General features: G+C 57.6%; 13 protein-coding genes. All 13 read left to right on the forward strand.

The features are described from left to right. Window positions 1–12 precede the first annotated feature (12 nt). The 13 genes from SD961_RS15810 (at window position 13) to SD961_RS15870 (ending at window position 16250) form a co-directional block, all read left to right on the forward strand. Window positions 13–966 (forward strand): ABC transporter permease, encoded by a 954-nt coding sequence (locus SD961_RS15810; RefSeq protein WP_318791295.1) that lies wholly within the window; start codon window positions 13–15, stop codon window positions 964–966. Continuing rightward, entirely contained in the window at window positions 966–1817 is an 852-nt protein-coding gene (locus SD961_RS15815) for an ABC transporter permease (RefSeq protein ID WP_318791296.1), read from the forward strand. The genes SD961_RS15810 and SD961_RS15815 overlap by 1 nt, the downstream gene beginning before the upstream one ends. Next, a complete protein-coding gene (locus SD961_RS15820) occupies window positions 1814–3478 on the forward strand; it encodes an ABC transporter ATP-binding protein (protein ID WP_318791297.1) in 1665 nt (554 codons plus the stop codon). The genes SD961_RS15815 and SD961_RS15820 overlap by 4 nt, the downstream gene beginning before the upstream one ends. A 53-nt stretch (window positions 3479–3531) precedes the next feature. Beyond that, entirely contained in the window at window positions 3532–4863 is a 1332-nt protein-coding gene (locus SD961_RS15825) for an FAD-binding oxidoreductase (protein ID WP_318791298.1), read from the forward strand. 11 nt (window positions 4864–4874) lie between these two features. Next, window positions 4875–5717, forward strand: a complete 843-nt coding sequence (locus tag SD961_RS15830; RefSeq protein WP_318791299.1) for a GNAT family N-acetyltransferase — start codon at window positions 4875–4877, stop codon at window positions 5715–5717. Next, entirely contained in the window at window positions 5717–6643 is a 927-nt protein-coding gene (locus tag SD961_RS15835) for a glyoxylate/hydroxypyruvate reductase A (RefSeq protein ID WP_318791300.1), read from the forward strand. Before SD961_RS15830 ends, SD961_RS15835 begins: the two co-directional genes overlap by 1 nt. Before the next feature lie 151 nt (window positions 6644–6794). Continuing rightward, window positions 6795–8111 carry a 4-aminobutyrate--2-oxoglutarate transaminase gene (gene gabT / locus SD961_RS15840; RefSeq protein ID WP_318791301.1) on the forward strand — a complete coding sequence of 439 codons (1317 nt, stop codon included), beginning with the start codon at window positions 6795–6797 and terminating at the stop codon, window positions 8109–8111. Between the two features lie 134 nt (window positions 8112–8245). Then, window positions 8246–8752, forward strand: coding sequence for an Lrp/AsnC family transcriptional regulator (locus SD961_RS15845; protein ID WP_318791302.1), 507 nt, complete (start codon window positions 8246–8248; stop codon window positions 8750–8752). Between the two features lie 180 nt (window positions 8753–8932). Beyond that, the gene (locus SD961_RS15850) at window positions 8933–9400 is read left to right on the forward strand and encodes a GNAT family N-acetyltransferase (protein ID WP_318791303.1); all 468 of its coding nucleotides are present in this window, start codon (window positions 8933–8935) and stop codon (window positions 9398–9400) included. After that, the gene (locus SD961_RS15855) at window positions 9397–11454 is read left to right on the forward strand and encodes a hydantoinase/oxoprolinase family protein (protein ID WP_318791304.1); all 2058 of its coding nucleotides are present in this window, start codon (window positions 9397–9399) and stop codon (window positions 11452–11454) included. Before SD961_RS15850 ends, SD961_RS15855 begins: the two co-directional genes overlap by 4 nt. Beyond that, window positions 11444–13429 (forward strand): hydantoinase B/oxoprolinase family protein, encoded by a 1986-nt coding sequence (locus tag SD961_RS15860; protein ID WP_318791305.1) that lies wholly within the window; start codon window positions 11444–11446, stop codon window positions 13427–13429. The genes SD961_RS15855 and SD961_RS15860 overlap by 11 nt, the downstream gene beginning before the upstream one ends. A 61-nt stretch (window positions 13430–13490) precedes the next feature. After that, the gene (locus SD961_RS15865; RefSeq protein WP_318791306.1) at window positions 13491–15284 is read left to right on the forward strand and encodes a thiamine pyrophosphate-requiring protein; all 1794 of its coding nucleotides are present in this window, start codon (window positions 13491–13493) and stop codon (window positions 15282–15284) included. A gap of 120 nt (window positions 15285–15404) precedes the next feature. Continuing rightward, on the forward strand, window positions 15405–16250 hold the full coding sequence (locus SD961_RS15870; RefSeq protein ID WP_318791307.1) for an oxidoreductase: 846 nt from the start codon (window positions 15405–15407) through the stop codon (window positions 16248–16250). The last annotated feature ends 229 nt before the right edge of the window (window positions 16251–16479 follow it).

The following is a 16479-nucleotide window of genomic DNA, read 5'->3' on the forward strand; positions in this document are numbered from 1 at the left end:
AGGAGAATGCCGATGAACCGCTACATGCTCTTCCTGATTGCCCGGCGCTGTGGCGCCGGATTGCTGACGCTGCTGATCGTCTCGGCCGTGGTGTTCTTCATCACCAGCCTGCTGCCGGGAGATGCGGCACAGATGGTGCTGGGTCAGAATGCCACCCCGGAAACTGTGGCGGCGTTGCGTCAGCAGTTGGGGCTGGATCAGCCGCTGATGATGCGCTATCTGAGCTGGCTGGGCGGCATGCTGCACGGCGACTTCGGCACTTCGTTTGCCAGCCATCTGCCTGTCTCACAGCTGGTGGCGCAACGGATTCCCGCCACCTTTGAACTGGCCGGGATCACCACGCTGGTGTCGGTCCCGTTAGCGTTATTAATTGGCCTGACCGCTGCCATGAAGCGCGGATCGCTGTTCGATCGCGGTCTGATGGTCGGCACGATGGCGGTGGTCGCCGTGCCGGAATTTCTGGTTGCGACGATCGCGGTTATCCTCTTTGCGGTGAAGCTGCACTGGGTGCCAGCGATGTCGCTGGGCACGCCAGCGCCGGACGTCGTCAGCTATCTGAAAGCCTACGCGCTGCCAGTACTGACGTTATGCTGCGTGCTGGTCGCGCAGATGGCGCGCATGACCCGTTCAGCTTTGATCAACCAGATGGAGAGTCCTTATCTGGAGATGACGCTGCTGAAAGGCGTCTCGCCGTTGCGCGCGATGCTGCGTCACGCGCTGCCTAACGCTGTCGGGCCAATTGCTAATGCCATCTCGCTGAGCCTCTCTTATCTGTTTGGCGGGGTGATCATTATTGAAAGCATCTTCAGTTATCCGGGACTGGCGAGCCAGCTGGTGGATGCGGTGAGCAACCGTGACCTGCCGGTGGTGCAGCTCTGCGTCATGCTGTTCGCCCTGTGTTATCTGATCCTGCTGCTGCTGGCCGATATTCTGACTATCGCATTCAATCCAAAATGGAGGGGCTGATGAGTCTCTTAACGCTTCCCTGGCGCTTCTTCCTGTCACTGACTGTCAGCGGCCGTGCCGGACTGCTGATCACCTTGAGTTGGGTTTTCCTTGCGGTATTTGGTACCTCGCTGGCCCCGTACCAGCTTGAAGAGATCGGCGTGGGCCCTATGCTGGGCGGAATGAGTAAAGCATTCTGGTTCGGCACGGATTATCTGGGGCGCGACATGCTCAGCCGTATTTTGTATGGTGCGCGTTATTCAATAGGTCTGGCGCTGGGCGCTGCGGTGCTTGCCAGTCTGACCGGCACGCTGCTGGCGTTGCTGGCGGCGGTAGCGGGACGCTGGCTGGAAGAGGTGCTGGGGCGCATCAATGATGCGCTGCTGGTCCTGCCGGGTAAAATCCTGGCGCTGATGATTGTGGCGGTATTTGGTTCCTCATTACCGATGCTGATCGTCACGGCTGTCTTCACCTACTGGCCTGGTGCCTACCGCATTGCCTATGCCATGGCGTCCAACCTGCGGTCGATGGACTACGTGCGGGCCTCGCGCCTGCGGGGTGAAAGCAGGTTCTATATCGCCATTCACGATATTTTGCCCAATATGGTTCATCCCATGCTGACCGACTTCGGCCTGCGGTTTGTCTACATTGTGCTGCTGCTTAGCGGCTTGAGCTTCCTGGGGTTGGGTGTCCAGCCGCCATATGCGGACTGGGGGACGTTAGTCCGGGAAAACCTGCAGGGGCTGTTTGACGGTTCGCCTGCGGTATTGATGCCTGCCGTTGCCATCGCCAGCCTGACGATCGGCGCCAACCTGTTTATTGACAGCCTGCAGGGGATGCGTCCTCTTATTCAGGCAAAGGGGGTCGCATGAACGTAACGCCACACAGTGCCACGCCGGTAGTTGTTGTTGAGAATTTACGCGTTATTGCTCATGCCGGGGATGGGCGGGAAATCCCGCTGGTTTCTGATATTCGTTTCACCGTGCAAAAAGGGGAAGTGCTGGCGCTGATTGGGGAGTCTGGATCGGGCAAAACCACCATCGCCCTGGCCCTGATGGGTTATGCCAGACACGGCTGCAAGATAGCGGAGGGCAGCATTCATATCGCCGGAACGGAGGTCACCTCGCTGACGCCCAGGCAGCAGTGCGCCTTTCGCGGTAACAAAGTGGCATACATTGCGCAGAGCGCTGCCGCGTCGTTTAACCCGGCGATGAAGATCATGGATCAGGTGGTTGAGCCGGTGGTGATCCACGGTCTGATGAGCCGCAGCGAAGCGGAGAAAAAAGCTGTGGCGCTGTTTCGGGAGCTGGCGCTGCCAAACCCGGAAACCATCGGCAAACGCTATCCTCATCAGGTTTCCGGCGGGCAGTTGCAGCGGCTGATGACCGCGATGGCGTTAATCAGCGATCCTGAAGTCGTCATTCTGGATGAACCCACTACCGCGCTGGATGTCACTACTCAGGTCGAGGTGCTGAAGGCCTTTCGTCGGGTAGTGCGCCAGCGAGGCATGACGGCGATCTATGTCAGCCATGATCTGGCCGTGGTGGCGCAAATGGCCGACCGAATTCTGGTTCTGCTGAAAGGCGCTATTGCTGAATACGGTACCACGGAGCAGTTGCTTCGCGCGCCGCAGGCAGAGTACAGCCACCTGCTGCTTGATGCGGCAAAGCAAAAATCACGTCCTACTCCCTGGCTTCAGCCCGAAGAAACCGTGCAGCCAATGCTGGAGGTGCGGGATCTTTCGGCGGGCTATGGTCCGGTGAATAAGCAGGGGCAGCCTAAAATCCCTATCCTGTCGGCGATCAACTTCCGACTCTATCGCGGTCAGGCAATCGGTATTATTGGTGAGTCCGGCTCCGGCAAAACCACGCTGGCGCACGCTATCGCCGGAATGAATCCTCCTTCAAGCGGCCATATTCTTTTTAACGGACACTACATCGCCGGAGAGATGCAAAAACGGTCTGAGAATGAGCTGCGCCGCATTCAGTACGTCTTCCAGATGGCCGATACCGCGCTTAATCCTGCGCACACTATCGCGACTATCCTCAGCCGCCCGCTCAAACTGTTCCACGGATTACGCGGCGCGGCGCTGGAAAAACGTCTTGCCGAACTGCTGGAGCTGGTCAGGCTGCCGCGAAATGTCCTCTGGCGGCGTCCGTGGGCGCTCTCCGGCGGACAGAAACAGCGCGTCAATCTTGCCCGTGCGCTGGCGGCGGAGCCGGATCTGATCCTGTGCGATGAGGTAACCTCCGCGCTGGATACCGTGGTTGCGGCCGCCGTGCTGGATTTGATTACCGATCTCCGCCGTGAGCTGGGGCTTTCCGTGATCTTTATCAGTCATGATCTGCATGCCGTCCGTTCCGTTTGCGACGAAATTATTGTGGTGCAGAATGGCCGGATGATTACCCAGGTTGCGCGTGCCGATTATGACAAGCCTTCCACCGAGTTGTATTACGAACGCCTGAAGCGCGCGGTTCCTGAACTGCGACAGGGCTGGCTCGATGAGCACGACGCCAGTGATATTGCGCTTTGACTGCTCAGGTGAAGCGTCACCTGACACAACTGCTATAAGAGGTTAACAAGAGCATGCCCGCACCCATTCGATATGTTCAGGACAGCCGTTTTTTTCCAGACTCGGCAGATGTAGTGATTATTGGCGCTGGCATTGCCGGTTCGTCGGCAGCTTACGAACTCGCTAAACAGGGCGTCAGCGTGGTGCTGCTTGACAAAGGGCTGGTGGGTGGCGAGCAGTCCAGCCGCAACTGGGGCTGGTGCCGTCAGCAAAACCGTGATGAACGCGAGCTGCCGCTGATCATCTATGCACTGCAACGCTGGGCGGAATTAGGGCAGGAGACCGGTGAGGAGCTGGGCTTCCGCCGTACCGGGCTGGTTTACGCCACCGGGAATCAGGAGGATATCAATGCCTGGGATAACTGGGGCAAAATGGCAAAAGGGTATGGCGTACGCAGCGATATCCTCACGAGTGAGCAGGCAAAAGCGATGACGCCCGGCAGCACCAGCCGCTGGCTTGGCGGCGTCTCCTCGCCAACGGATGGGCACGCCGAGCCTTCGCTGGCCTCGCCGGGGCTGGCTATTGCCGCTCAGCGTTTGGGCGCGGCCCTGTTTCAGCAGTGCGCCGTACGGGGGCTGGATATCTCAGCAGGCAAAGTCAGCGGGGTGATTACCGAACGCGGCATGATCAAGACTACCCGGGTTATTTGTGCCGGCGGTGCCTGGACCTCCATGTTTTGCCGCCGCCACGGCATCGATTTGCCGCTGGGCAATGTAATCGGTACCGCCTTTCGCACAGCACCGGTAGAGCAGGCGATTACTGTTCCGCTCTATACTCCGGATTTCGCCTGCCGCCCGCAGCTGGATGGGAGCTATACCGTCTCTGTTTCTGGCCGGGGCAGATTAACGCCTGGTGCGCAGGGATTACGCTATGCGCGGCAGTTCTATCCCACTTTTAAAGCCCGTCGCAAGAATCTGAAAATCGAGCTGGCGCTGGCGGCCTTCTTCAGCGGCCCGGAGTCGCTGGCGCGTTGGCAGTTTGACCGGACCTCGCCGTTTGAAAAAGTACGTATCCTCGATCCTGCCGCAGATATGGCGATGGTGCAGGAGGGCCTGGCAGCGATGCGTAAGGAGTACCCTGCGCTGTCTGCGGTGCGCGTTGAGCAGGCCTGGGGCGGAATGATCGACAGCACGCCAGATGCCGTACCGGTTATCTCCCACATCCCGCGGCTGCCGGGTTTGATTGTCTCGGCTGGCTATAGCGGCCATGGATTTGGTATCGGTCCCGGCGCTGGCAGGCTGGCCGCCGATTTAGCAACGGAATCTACCCCAATAGTGGATCCGACGCCTTACCGCTATTCACGGCTGGTGAATGGAGCCAGCTTTGACGCACCGGGCATGATGTAAAGGAGAAAAAGATGACTATCCAGATAAAACCGATGCAGGAATCGCATCTTGATCAGGCCTTTGCTCTGACGCAGAACCTCAGGTGGCCGCACCAACTCGCGGACTGGCAGCAGGCATTGCGGTTGGGAGAAGGCGTGATTGCCGAGCAGGAAGGCAGGGTTCTCGGTACGGCAATCTTCTGGCGCTGGGGCGGGCATTACGCTTCGCTCGGGCTGGTCATTGTGGCCGATGAGGCGCAGGGGAAAGGCATTGGCAAGCAACTGATGCAGACGATGCTGGAGAAGCTGGAGGGTAGCACGGTTCGCCTACATGCTACCGAAATGGGCAAGCCGCTTTACGAAAAACTCGGCTTTGTGGCAGCAGGCCATATTGAACAGCATCAGTGCCGCGAACTGGGTGAAATTTATCCATTGCCGCCGGAGCAGGGGCAACAGTTGCGAGCCGCAACGCAGGATGACCTTGAGCAGCTGGTTAAGCTGGATCAGCAGGCTCACGGCCAGCACCGTCCTGAACTGATCGCGAACTTGTCAGAAAGCGCCGAGCGCATTGTAGTGCTGGAAGAGCAGGACCAAGTTGTGGGTTTTGCCTGTTTGCGGCGTTTCGGGCACGGTTTTGCCATCGGCCCCATTATCTGCCGCAATTTAGCATGCGCGAAAGTGCTGGTCTCATCACTGCTGGCCGGACTTAAAGGCGAGTTTGTGCGCATTGATACCGACAGCGAATATGGGCTGGGCGACTGGCTTAATACGCTGGGCCTGACCGAAGTGGACGGGCCCGTCACCATGATTAAAGGCGTACCCTGGCAGCCCAACGGTATGCTGGCCTACGGGCTGATGTCCCAGGCGATGGCCTGATGAATATCGTCTATAAATCTTCCCCGGAGCGCGGTGCCGTCTGGGCAAAACTTCTGGCAACGCTGGCTCCAGAGGTGAGCTTTTGTCAGTGGCCAGACACCGGTAACCCGGAAGAGGTGGAGTACCTGGTCGCCTGGCAACCGCCGGAAAATCTCCGGCAGCAGTTTCCCAACCTCAAAGTTCTGTTCTCGGTAGGCGCAGGAGCCGATCAGTTTGATTACGCGGCTTTGCCACCTGATCTCCCGGTGGTGCGGATGATTGAACCGGGGCTGACCAGCGGCATGGTGGAGTATGTCACCTTCGCCGTTCTGGGACTGCACCGGCAGATGCCGCGTTATCTGCATCAGCAGCGACAGCAGATCTGGCATGAGCACGCCAGCCAGCCAGCTTCCCGTTGCCGGGTGGGCGTGATGGGCGTTGGCGAGCTTGGCGAAGCGGCGCTGAAACCGCTAGTGCAACTGGGGTTTGATTGCGCAGGCTGGAGCCGCACGCACAAAGCGATTGCAGGCGTCAGGAGTTTTGCGGGTGAGGAGCGCCTGGAGGCTTTTCTGGCGCGCACCGATATCCTGATCTGTCTGCTGCCGCTGACGGCCGCAACCGAAGGTATCCTTAATGCCTCCCTGTTCAGCCAGCTGCCTGAGGGCGCCGCTCTGATACAGGTGGGGCGCGGAAAGCATCTTAACCAGCAGCATCTGCTGGATGCGCTAGAGAGTGGTCAACTCAGCGCCGCAGTGCTTGACGTCACCTCACCAGAACCGCTGTCCGCCGGGCATCCTTTCTGGTCACATCCGGGCATCTGGCTGACGCCGCATATTGCCAGCCAGACGCAGCCCGAAAGTGCGGTTCTTGCCCTGCTGGAGAATATCCGTCGCTATGAGCGGGGAGAAAAACTGATTGGCCTGGTTGACAGGGAAAAAGGTTATTGAGACGTCGTTCCCTTTGACGCCAAAAATTTACCCCATGGATTACCACGCTTTTCAACAGTTAATGCTGCTGCCGACGCTATTACGGCAGCGAGATAAAAAGGCTTATTGCGATACTTGACCCCTGTTATCGTTCTATCGATGAGGAACAAAGATGCACAATTTACTGGCAGAGCAGCAGACATTTTCTGACAACGCGTTATTTCTTGATGCCCGTGAGGAGCATATTCCACGCGGAATTGTAACCGCCCACCCGATTGTTATTGCCAAAGGAAAAGGCTCGGAAGTCTGGGACGTGGAGGGTAACCGCTATCTCGATTTTGTGGCGGGCATTGGCGTGCTTAACGTGGGCCACAGCCATCCGGCGGTAGTTGCTGCCGTCACCGAACAGCTTCAGCAGGTTTCTCACGCCTGCTTTCAGGTCGCTGCCTATCCCGCTTATATTGAGCTGGCAAAGAGGCTGAATAAGCTGGTGGGTGCCGGTGAGAATTTTAAAAGCGTCTTTTTTACCAGCGGCGCAGAAGCAGTCGAAAATGCGGTTAAAATTGCCCGTTCCTCGACCAACCGACCAGGCATTATCGCCTTTGATGGCGCTTTCCATGGCCGCACATTACTGGGCTGCACGCTGACCGGCATGAGCCAGCCTTACAAACAAAACTTCGGGCCATTCCCTGGCGATATCTATCGCGTTCCTTTCCCGAATGCGTTTCATGGGATTTCCGAAGCAGATTGCCTGAAAGCGCTGGATACCCTTTTTGCGGTGCAAATTCTGCCGGAGCGTGTCGCGGCGATCATTATTGAGCCGGTGCAGGGTGATGGAGGTTTCCTGCCAGCTTCCCCGGCGTTTATGCAGGCGCTGCGTGACATTACTTCCCGGCACGGCATTTTGCTGATTTGTGATGAGGTGCAAACCGGTTTTGGCCGTACCGGCAAGATGTTTGGCTTCCAGCATACCGGAATCGTGCCGGACCTGGTGACCGTAGCGAAAAGCCTGGGCGGCGGCCTGCCGATTTCTGGCGTGGTGGGGAAAGCAGAGATTATGGAATCACCTACTCCAGGCGGGCTGGGGGGAACCTACGGGGGTAACGCGCTGGCCTGCGCGGCTGCACTGGCGGTGCTGGACCTGCTGGAGCATGGCGATCTGCTGGAGAGGGCTAACCACCTGGGGCAGCAACTTAATGCACGTTTGCAGCAGTTAAGCGATAAATATGCCTGTATTGGCGATGTACGGGGCATTGGCCTGATGCAAGCCGTAGAGATTATCGATTTCGAAACCAGGCAGCCTGATGCGGCGCTGACGCAAAAAATTCTCGACTGCGCCTGCCAGGAAGGGCTGCTGTTGATTAAGTGCGGCGTGCAGCGCAATACCATCCGTTTCCTGGCGCCGCTGGTGACCAGTGATTCACAGCTGGAAGAAGCGCTGCATATCTTCGATATCGCCCTGGCCCGTGCGACGGGTCGGTTAGGCTGAATAGTGCTTCCTCATTGATATTATTACGGTTATTGATAATATGGCCGGAAGGTATAGCACGGTAAAACGCTGGCGCCGCGGACGGGAAGCGTGCTATACCATCCTCATCGGGTAGCAGAATGTGAGGGGGTAATATGAATGGTTTAATGAAACTGGATCGTATCGATATCAACATCCTGGTGCAGTTGCAAAAAGATGGCCGCATCAGCAATGTGAACCTGGCCGATGCCGTTGGCCTCTCTCCCAGCCCCTGCCTGCAGCGCGTCAAGCGACTGGAAACTGCCGGGTTTATTACCGGTTATGAAGCGCATATTAATCTGACGAAAATCACCGATTCGGTCACCGTATTCACTGAAGTCACGCTGGCCGGGCACCGGCGCGAGGACTTTATGCGGTTTGAAGGGACGATCCGCGAGGTGGACGAACTGATGGAGTGCCACTTGATTACCGGCGGCTATGACTATCTGCTGCGCTTTATTACCCGCAGTATTGAACACTATCAGGAAGTGATTGAAGGTTTACTGGATGCCAAAGTGGGTATCGACAAATATTTCAGCTACATCGTGATCAAGTCGCCAATTGTTAAAAGCAGCGTTCCGCTGCGTTCGCTGATTGCCCGTCATACCCAGGTCGAATATTAATTACGGCGAGAGGTGAAGCAATTTTACCTCTGCGTCCTTACTGCCCTCTCCGGCAGAAAATGTCATTTCCCCGCTAATTTCGCCATAAATACGCTGCCATTCCCCGGACTTCACCTCTGACACGATCCCGCTTCGCTTTAAACTCATGTTATTCCGTGATAAACCGAATCAGGAGCTACCATGATCCCGCCATTTGTTCCCCCTCCTGCCAGCTGGCAGCGTGACGACTACCTGTTGAGTACCGATCCTGGTTTACTTGAGGTGGACTGGGTACATCACCAGCTTTCTCAACACTGTTACTGGGCTAAGGATCAGTCGAAGGAGACCACGCTGCGCACGCTGGCTTGTTCGCTGCCCTTTGGACTTTATACGCAGCAGCAGCAGGTAGGCTTTGGGCGGCTGATCACCGATTATGCCCGTTTCGCCTATCTCAGTGACGTGATTATTGCCCCGGAGCATCGGGGTAAAGGGCTGGGACAGTGGTTCGCCCGCTGCGTCACGCAGCATCCTGAGCTGTCCGGCGTGAAGCGCTGGATGCTGGCGACTGATGATGCCCATGCGATTTATCAACGCGCTGGCTGGCAGGCGGTTACCGAGCCGAACCGGCTTATGGAGTTCCGCCCCACGGCAAACGAGGTGGCGCCATGAGTTATCGGATTGGTGTGGATATTGGGGGTTCCTTCACCGATTTCGCGGTGCTGGATGAGCGGGATAACACCATCAGAACGCTGAAAGTACTCTCGCGGCCTGACAGTCCGGGCAGTGAAATCGCGACCGGACTCATGGCATTTCAGCAGCGGGATGGCATTAATCCACAGGAGATAAGCTATTTCACGCATGGCACCACGGTAGGTGTTAATGCGGTGATCCAGCGTAAAGGGGTGAGGCTGGCGCTGTTTACCACTGAAGGGTTCAGCGATGTGCTGGAGCTGGCCAGGCTGAAAATCCCCCATATCCACGATCTTTTCTCTCGCAGGCCGGTGCCGTTGATCCCGCGCGATCGCGTCTTTCCGGTAACGGAAAGAACCGATCGTGACGGGACTGTTCTCCAGCCGCCGCAGCGCGAAAGCGTGCTGGCGGCTGTAGAAAATGCCCGGGCAGCGGGTTGCGTCGGTATTGTCATCGCCTTTCTCCACAGTTACCGCAATGGCAGCAATGAACGGGCGGTGCGGGAGATCGTCGCCGAAGTGGCGCCCGAACTGTTGATCTCCTGCTCTGCAGAGATCTGGCCCATTATCCGGGAGTATGAACGTACCATCACCGCCACGATTAACGCTTACGTTCAGCCCCTGGTTATCCGTTATCTGCAGGCATTCGAACTTGCCCTGAAGGAGCGGGGAGTCACGGTGCCGCCGCGAATTACTAAGTCTAACGGCGGAGTGATGAGCGTGGCGCAGGCAAAAGCAGAGTGCGTGCAGATGGTGCTTTCGGGGACCGCTTCCGGAGTGACAGGAGCCAGTTATCTGGCAGAAACCTGCGGCTTCGATAAATTGCTGAGCCTGGATATTGGCGGCACCAGCGCGGACGTGGCGGTGATCATCAACGGCAAGCCAGAATATGGCACCGGCGAAATTATCGGTGATTTTCCTATCTATATTCCCTCCGTCTCCGTGACGTCGGTGGGGCAGGGTGGCGGCTCGCTGGCCTGGATCGATTCGCTCGGCGTATTGCAGGTAGGCCCGGACAGCGCGGGATCGCTGCCGGGACCGGTCTGCTTTCAGCGTGGCGGAACGCAGGCTACGGCCACCGATGCCTTTGCCGCCTGCGGTCTGATTGGTCATGGCGATCTGGGCTATAACGCCGTGCAGGTCGATGTGGCCGCCGCCCGGGCGGCGGTCAGAGTGCTGGCCGAACCGCTGGGTATTACGCTGGAAGAAGCAGCAGAGAATATCATCGCGCTGGCCGTCTCCAGTATGTACAGCGATACCAGTGGGCTGCTGTCACGCTTTGGCCTGGATCCCCGGGAGTTTTGGTTCCTGGCCTTCGGCGGGGCCGGTCCGATGATGGGCTGCTTCCTGGCCCGTGAACTGAATATGAAGGGCGTCGTCGTGCCGCCAACTCCGGGCGTGCTCTCCGCGCTGGGCGGACTGGTGGCGGATCTGAAAAACGATTTTATCCGCACGCTTTACTGCGATCTCAAGCCTGCTGTGGCTGCTGAACTGGCTGAGAAAGCTGCGCTGCTGCACCAGGAAGCAGAGGCCTGGCTGGAGGAGGAGTATAGTGTTGGCCTGCCGCATACCCTGAGCTTCTCGGCTGAAATGCGCTACCGGGGGCAGTCGTTTGAGATTGATGTGCCGCTGGAACCAGCATGGCTGATGAAAGGCGATACCGCTGCCCTGAGCGCCGCTTTTCATGCTCATCATCAGCGGATGTTTGGTCATCACGATCCTGAGGCTGGCGTCCAGCTCATTGCGTTACGACTGGTAATTACCTCCCCAACGCCAAAACCGGCATTGGTGACGCTGGCGGCAGCGACTGGTCCGGTCGAGGTGCTGCAACAGGTGGAAGCCTGGCTGGATGGGCGCTGGTGGCAGGTGAAAGTGATCTCTCGCGCCACGTTGGCGGCAGGACATCACTTCCCCGGGCCAGCCATCGTGCTGCAGGATGATTGCACCACCTGTGTGCCACCGGAGATGACTGTAGAGGTAGACCGCTTCGGCAACCTTCTTATCACGCCGTGGGAGGCGACAAATGGCTATTGATGGACGTAATCTGCAAATCCTTGCCAACTACTGTGCCGCCGCTGCCGATGCGATGGCCTTTACCCTGATGCGCACCGCGCACTCCACCTTCGTGAAAGAGACCGAAGATTTCTCCTGTCAGATCGTCAGCCGCAGCGGGATGGCGTTCGCCTCGCCGCGCAGCTTTGGTGCGCCCTGGTACAGCGGAATTGATTACGGCCCGGTGTTGACGCTTATCGACAGCTATCAGCAGGGAGATATCTGCATAACCAATGATTCTTATGCCGGTAACGTGGCCACGCATTCACCCGATATTCATATCTGGAAACCGGTATTTCACGACGGGGAAATCGTCTGTTTTGTGGTGGGTCATATCCACAACACCGACGTCGGCGGCGCGGTGCCAGCCTCTCTTTCCCGCTCGTTAACCGATATTGTGCAGGAAGGCATACGCATTCCACCGCTGAAAATTATTACCGGCGGCAAACTGAATAAAGAGGTGGCGAAGATCATGCGGCTGAACGTGCGGGCTGCGGAGCAGAACTGGGGCGACTTCAATGCGCAGATCGCCTCTGTGAATATCGGCGAGCGCAAAGTTCACGAGATTATCGCGCGCTTTGGCGTAGTGGATTTCCTTAGTGGCATTGAAGGGATCCTGGATTATGCCGAAAAACAGGCCAGAGCAGTTATCGCCACCATCCCCGATGGGGACTATTTTTATGCCGATTACGCCGATGAAGACAGTGAGGGAGGCTACCCTTGCCGGATAGCCGTGACGCTGCGCGTGAAAGGAGAGCAGCTTGAACTGGATTATACGGGTAGCGATCCCCAACTGATGTCATCGCTCAATATGCCTACCGGCGGACGCGAGCGCCATCCGTTGGCGCTGGTTGGTGTGACCTATGTGCTCTCAACGCTGGATCGTAAGCTGCTGCTCAACGCCGGAACGTTGCGACCAACCCGGGCAATTTTACCTCCCGGAACCATCATGAACTGTGAAGCTCCGGCTGCAGTAGGCATGCGTTCACTGACCTGCGCAATGTCGCAAATCGCCACGCTGGGCGCCTTCTCTCTGGCCATGCCCGACAGGCTTCCCGCCAACTCCCCAGGCGGTAATGCCATTATGAATATCCGTACCGTTGACCGACACAACCGCACGGTGGTCGCCTCGCTGGGGCCGGTCGGTGGCGGCTCAGGCGGCACACCTGACCATGATGGACCAGAAGGTTCCGGCGGCCTCTCTGCTTTCCTGAAAAATACCCCGATTGAGATCAATGAAGCGGAAGTGCCCGTGCAGTTCCTGCGTTATGGCCTTGCCTGCGACAGTGCCGGTGCTGGTGAATATCGGGGGGGCCTGGCTACCGAAATGGTGTTCAAAGTGTTTACCCCTAACACCACCATTACCGCACGTAACCGCAACCGATCTGTATTTGCCTCTGCCGGAACGTTGGGTGGAAAATCGGGCTCGCTCTCCTGGTTCCGCACGCAAAGTGCGGAAGGAAAAATAACGGAGCACGGCAATACGGATGTGATCCACTGCGGGCCTGGCGATGTGGTCACGGTAAAAGGGCCGGGCGCGGGAGGGTATGGATTGGCCAGAAACCGTCGGCCAGCGGCAGTGCTTAACGATGTGAAGTGTGGGTTTGTCTCGCTGGCCGCTGCCCGTAATGACTACGGCGTGGCGATCGTCCAGGGAGAGACAGACCCCGTCGAAACGGCAAGACTGCGCGCAGCCATGCCAGAAACCGCTGCGGAACATTTCGATATCGGACCGGCAAGACGTGCGTTTGAGGCCCTGTGGACGCAGCAGCGCTATCGCCTTATGACCTCGTTTCTGGCTGGCCGGCCCATCGTCTGGCGTCACTTTCTCAAGCATCAAATTTTCGCAGCGGTAGCGGCAGGAGAACTGGCTGATTTACCGGTTGAGGAGCAGATGGACAGGCTTTTTAAGGCGTTGCTTGCGCGTTTTCCCGCCCTGCAGGGAGAACCCATTTAACCCGCAAGGCAATTTTGTCATCTATCCTTATTAGCCTGAACCTGAAAACTGGAGGCTAATAATGAGCACCAAAACCAGCGATTTTTTTGTTGAACGTCTGAAAGCGTGGGGCGTGACCCGTATTTATGGCTATCCCGGAGACGGCATAAACGGCGTGCTTGGCGCGCTCCAGCGTGCGGAAAAGCGCGGTGAAGGCATCGAGTTTATCCAGGTTCGTCACGAAGAGATGGCCGCCTTTATGGCAGTAGGCCATGCCAAATTTACCGGCGAGCTGGGTGTTTGCCTTTCTACCGGCGGGCCTGGCGCGACGCACCTGCTGACCGGGCTGTATGATGCAAAAATGGACCACGCGCCGGTACTGGCGATTGCAGGCCAGGCGGAAACCACCGCGCGAGGGGCCAGCTATCAGCAGGAGATGAACCTGGATCGGGTATTTGCTGACGTAGCCAATTTTGTTCAGGAAACCGCCACACCCGCGCAGCTGCGGCATCTGGTTGACCGTGGCGTGCGTATTGCTAAGGCGCAAAATGGCGTGGCGGTGCTTATTCTGCCAAAAGATGTCCAGGATGAACCCTGGGAATCTCCCGCTCATGCTCACGGCTTCACCCATTCTGCGGTGGGTTATCAACGTCCCAGAGTGGTGCCTTACGAAGCCGATCTGGCTCGCGCCGCTGAGGTGCTGAACGCCGGGAAGCGCGTGGCGATCCTGATTGGCTCTGGTGCCAGAGGCGCTGCCGTCGAGGTGGTGCAGGCCGCAAATCTGCTGGGTGCAGGGGTGGCAAAAGCGCTGCTGGGCAAGGATGTGCTGCCGGACGATGCGCCTTTTGTCACCGGATCTATCGGGCTGCTGGGCACTAAGCCATCGGCCGAGATGATGGAATCCTGCGATACCCTGTTAATGATCGGCTCTGGTTTCCCATGGACGGAGTTTCTGCCGGAAGAGGGCCAGGCCAGAGCGGTACAGATTGATATCGATCCCGCCATGTTGGGGCTGCGTTATCCCAGTGAGGTGAATCTGCACGGTGATGCGGCAGAAACTCTGCGTGCGCTGCTTCCCCTGCTGACGCATAAAGAAGATCGTCAGTGGCAGGAAGAGATTGCCCGTCAGGTGCAGGAGTGGTGGACGGTGATGGAGGAGCGAGCCATGGCTGCCGCTAAGCCGGTTAATCCGCAGAGAGTTGTCTGGGAAATGTCACCGCTGCTGCCGGATAACGCCATCGTCACCTCTGATTCAGGCTCCTGCGCCAACTGGTTTGCTCGCGATTATCGCGTGAAGCAGGGGCAGAGAGCGACCCTCTCCGGCGGTCTGGCCTGTATGGGGGCGGCAGTACCCTATGCCATTGCGGCAAAATTTGCCGAGCCGGACAAACCTGTGGTGGCGCTGGTAGGTGACGGTGCCATGCAGATGAACAATATGGCTGAGCTGATCACTATCCAGAAATACTGGAAGCAGTGGGCAAACCCCCACCTTATCGTCTGCGTATTCAATAATCAGGATCTTAATCAGGTGACCTGGGAGCAGCGCGTGATGGAGGGCAACCCCCGTTATGAGGCGAGTCAGGATGTGCCGGATGTGCACTATGCGCAGTTTGCGGAATCGCTGGGCCTGAAAGGTATCTATGTGGATGATCCTGAACAGCTCCAGAGCGCGTGGGCTGAAGCGCTCGCCGCCGACAGACCGGTAGTGCTGGAGGTGAAAACCGACCCGGAAGTCGCGCCGCTCCCGCCGCATATTACCTTTAAACAGGCAAAAGCATTTATGGCTTCCATGGCGAAAGGCGATCGTGGCGCAGGTAAAGTCCTGGCCGATACTGCCAGCCAACTGCTGAATGAGGTTCTGCCAGGTAAGCATTAAGCGCAGTGTGCACAAAAGGACAAACTGCCTTTAGCGGCAGGCATCTATGCTTTAAGGCCCGCCCGACTCGCTGAGCCGGGCGGGCCTGATACTGCGCAAAGGCCTAACGAGGACAACGACATGACTACAGAAAAAAAACCTGTCTGGTTTATTACCGGATGCTCAACGGGCTTTGGCCGCGAACTGGCAAATGAACTGATAAAGAAAAAATATAACGTGGTGGTGACCGCCCGCGATCTCGCCAAAGTGGAAGATTTGGTTTCAGGTGCGGAAGAGCACGCGCTGGCGCTGGCGCTTGACGTTACCGACAACGGGACGATCAAAGAGGGGGTTGACGCAGCGCTGGCGAAATTCGGCACTATCGACGTGCTGGTCAATAATGCCGGATATGGTTATCAGTCCTCAGTGGAGGAGGGGGAAGATGCTGAGATCCGTGCTCAGTTCGATGCTAATGTTTTCGGTCTGTTTGCCATGACGCGGGCGGTGCTGCCGACAATGCGTAAGGCCGGAAGCGGCCATATCATCAATATCACTTCGGTGGCCGGGATCATCGGTTTCCCTGGCTCGGGTTACTATTCGGCCAGCAAGCATGCGGTGGAAGGGTGGTCAGACTCGCTGCTGGCTGAGGTTGGCCCGCTGGGCATCCAGGTGACCTGCGTGGAGCCGGGACCGTTCCGTACCGACTGGGCTGGCCGTTCGCTGCATCAGACCCCAAGCCAGATCGACGACTATGCCGAAACCGCCGCCGCCCGCATGAAAGGGACGGCGGAAAACAGCGGTAAGCAGGCGGGCGATCCGGTACGGGCTGCTCAGGCGATGATCGCCATTGCGGAAGATCATGACGCCCCGCGTCATCTGGTGATGGGAGCCTGGGGCTATGATGCGGTTACCGCCAAAATCAAAGCGCGTCTGAGCCAGATAGAAGCGTGGAAAGAGACTACTGTAGGCACCGATTTTCCGAAATAATTTCTTTAATGCCGCTCTGCCCGCTGGAAAGGGGGCTGAAGCGGCTCTATCGCTTTCAAATCTTGGCAAAACCCTTCTCTCAGAAAACCCTGATCGCTACTTTTAAATGGCATACCGCATTCTGCGATTGATGATGTAGAGCCAGCTCTTCAATACCCTAAATCCAAATTCATCTCCCGGACACCTTGCCTTAACCCCGCTGTCATATTGCGCCTGCAACATACCTGCA

Origin of the sequence: Erwinia sp. MMLR14_017 (assembly GCF_033657285.1) — a bacterium.
In the GTDB taxonomy this organism is placed as follows: domain Bacteria; phylum Pseudomonadota; class Gammaproteobacteria; order Enterobacterales; family Enterobacteriaceae; genus Erwinia.

Coding starts and splice junctions, on each gene's coding strand:
- SD961_RS15825 (WP_318791298.1), top strand. CDS start 3,532: ATGCCCGCACCCATTCGATATGTTCAGGACAGCCGTTTTTTTCCAGAC.
- SD961_RS15810 (WP_318791295.1), top strand. CDS start 13: ATGAACCGCTACATGCTCTTCCTGATTGCCCGGCGCTGTGGCGCCGGA.
- gabT (WP_318791301.1), top strand. CDS start 6,795: ATGCACAATTTACTGGCAGAGCAGCAGACATTTTCTGACAACGCGTTA.
- SD961_RS15845 (WP_318791302.1), top strand. CDS start 8,246: ATGAATGGTTTAATGAAACTGGATCGTATCGATATCAACATCCTGGTG.
- SD961_RS15835 (WP_318791300.1), top strand. CDS start 5,717: ATGAATATCGTCTATAAATCTTCCCCGGAGCGCGGTGCCGTCTGGGCA.
- SD961_RS15870 (WP_318791307.1), top strand. CDS start 15,405: ATGACTACAGAAAAAAAACCTGTCTGGTTTATTACCGGATGCTCAACG.
- SD961_RS15820 (WP_318791297.1), top strand. CDS start 1,814: ATGAACGTAACGCCACACAGTGCCACGCCGGTAGTTGTTGTTGAGAAT.
- SD961_RS15830 (WP_318791299.1), top strand. CDS start 4,875: ATGACTATCCAGATAAAACCGATGCAGGAATCGCATCTTGATCAGGCC.
- SD961_RS15855 (WP_318791304.1), top strand. CDS start 9,397: ATGAGTTATCGGATTGGTGTGGATATTGGGGGTTCCTTCACCGATTTC.
- SD961_RS15865 (WP_318791306.1), top strand. CDS start 13,491: ATGAGCACCAAAACCAGCGATTTTTTTGTTGAACGTCTGAAAGCGTGG.
- SD961_RS15860 (WP_318791305.1), top strand. CDS start 11,444: ATGGCTATTGATGGACGTAATCTGCAAATCCTTGCCAACTACTGTGCC.
- SD961_RS15815 (WP_318791296.1), top strand. CDS start 966: ATGAGTCTCTTAACGCTTCCCTGGCGCTTCTTCCTGTCACTGACTGTC.
- SD961_RS15850 (WP_318791303.1), top strand. CDS start 8,933: ATGATCCCGCCATTTGTTCCCCCTCCTGCCAGCTGGCAGCGTGACGAC.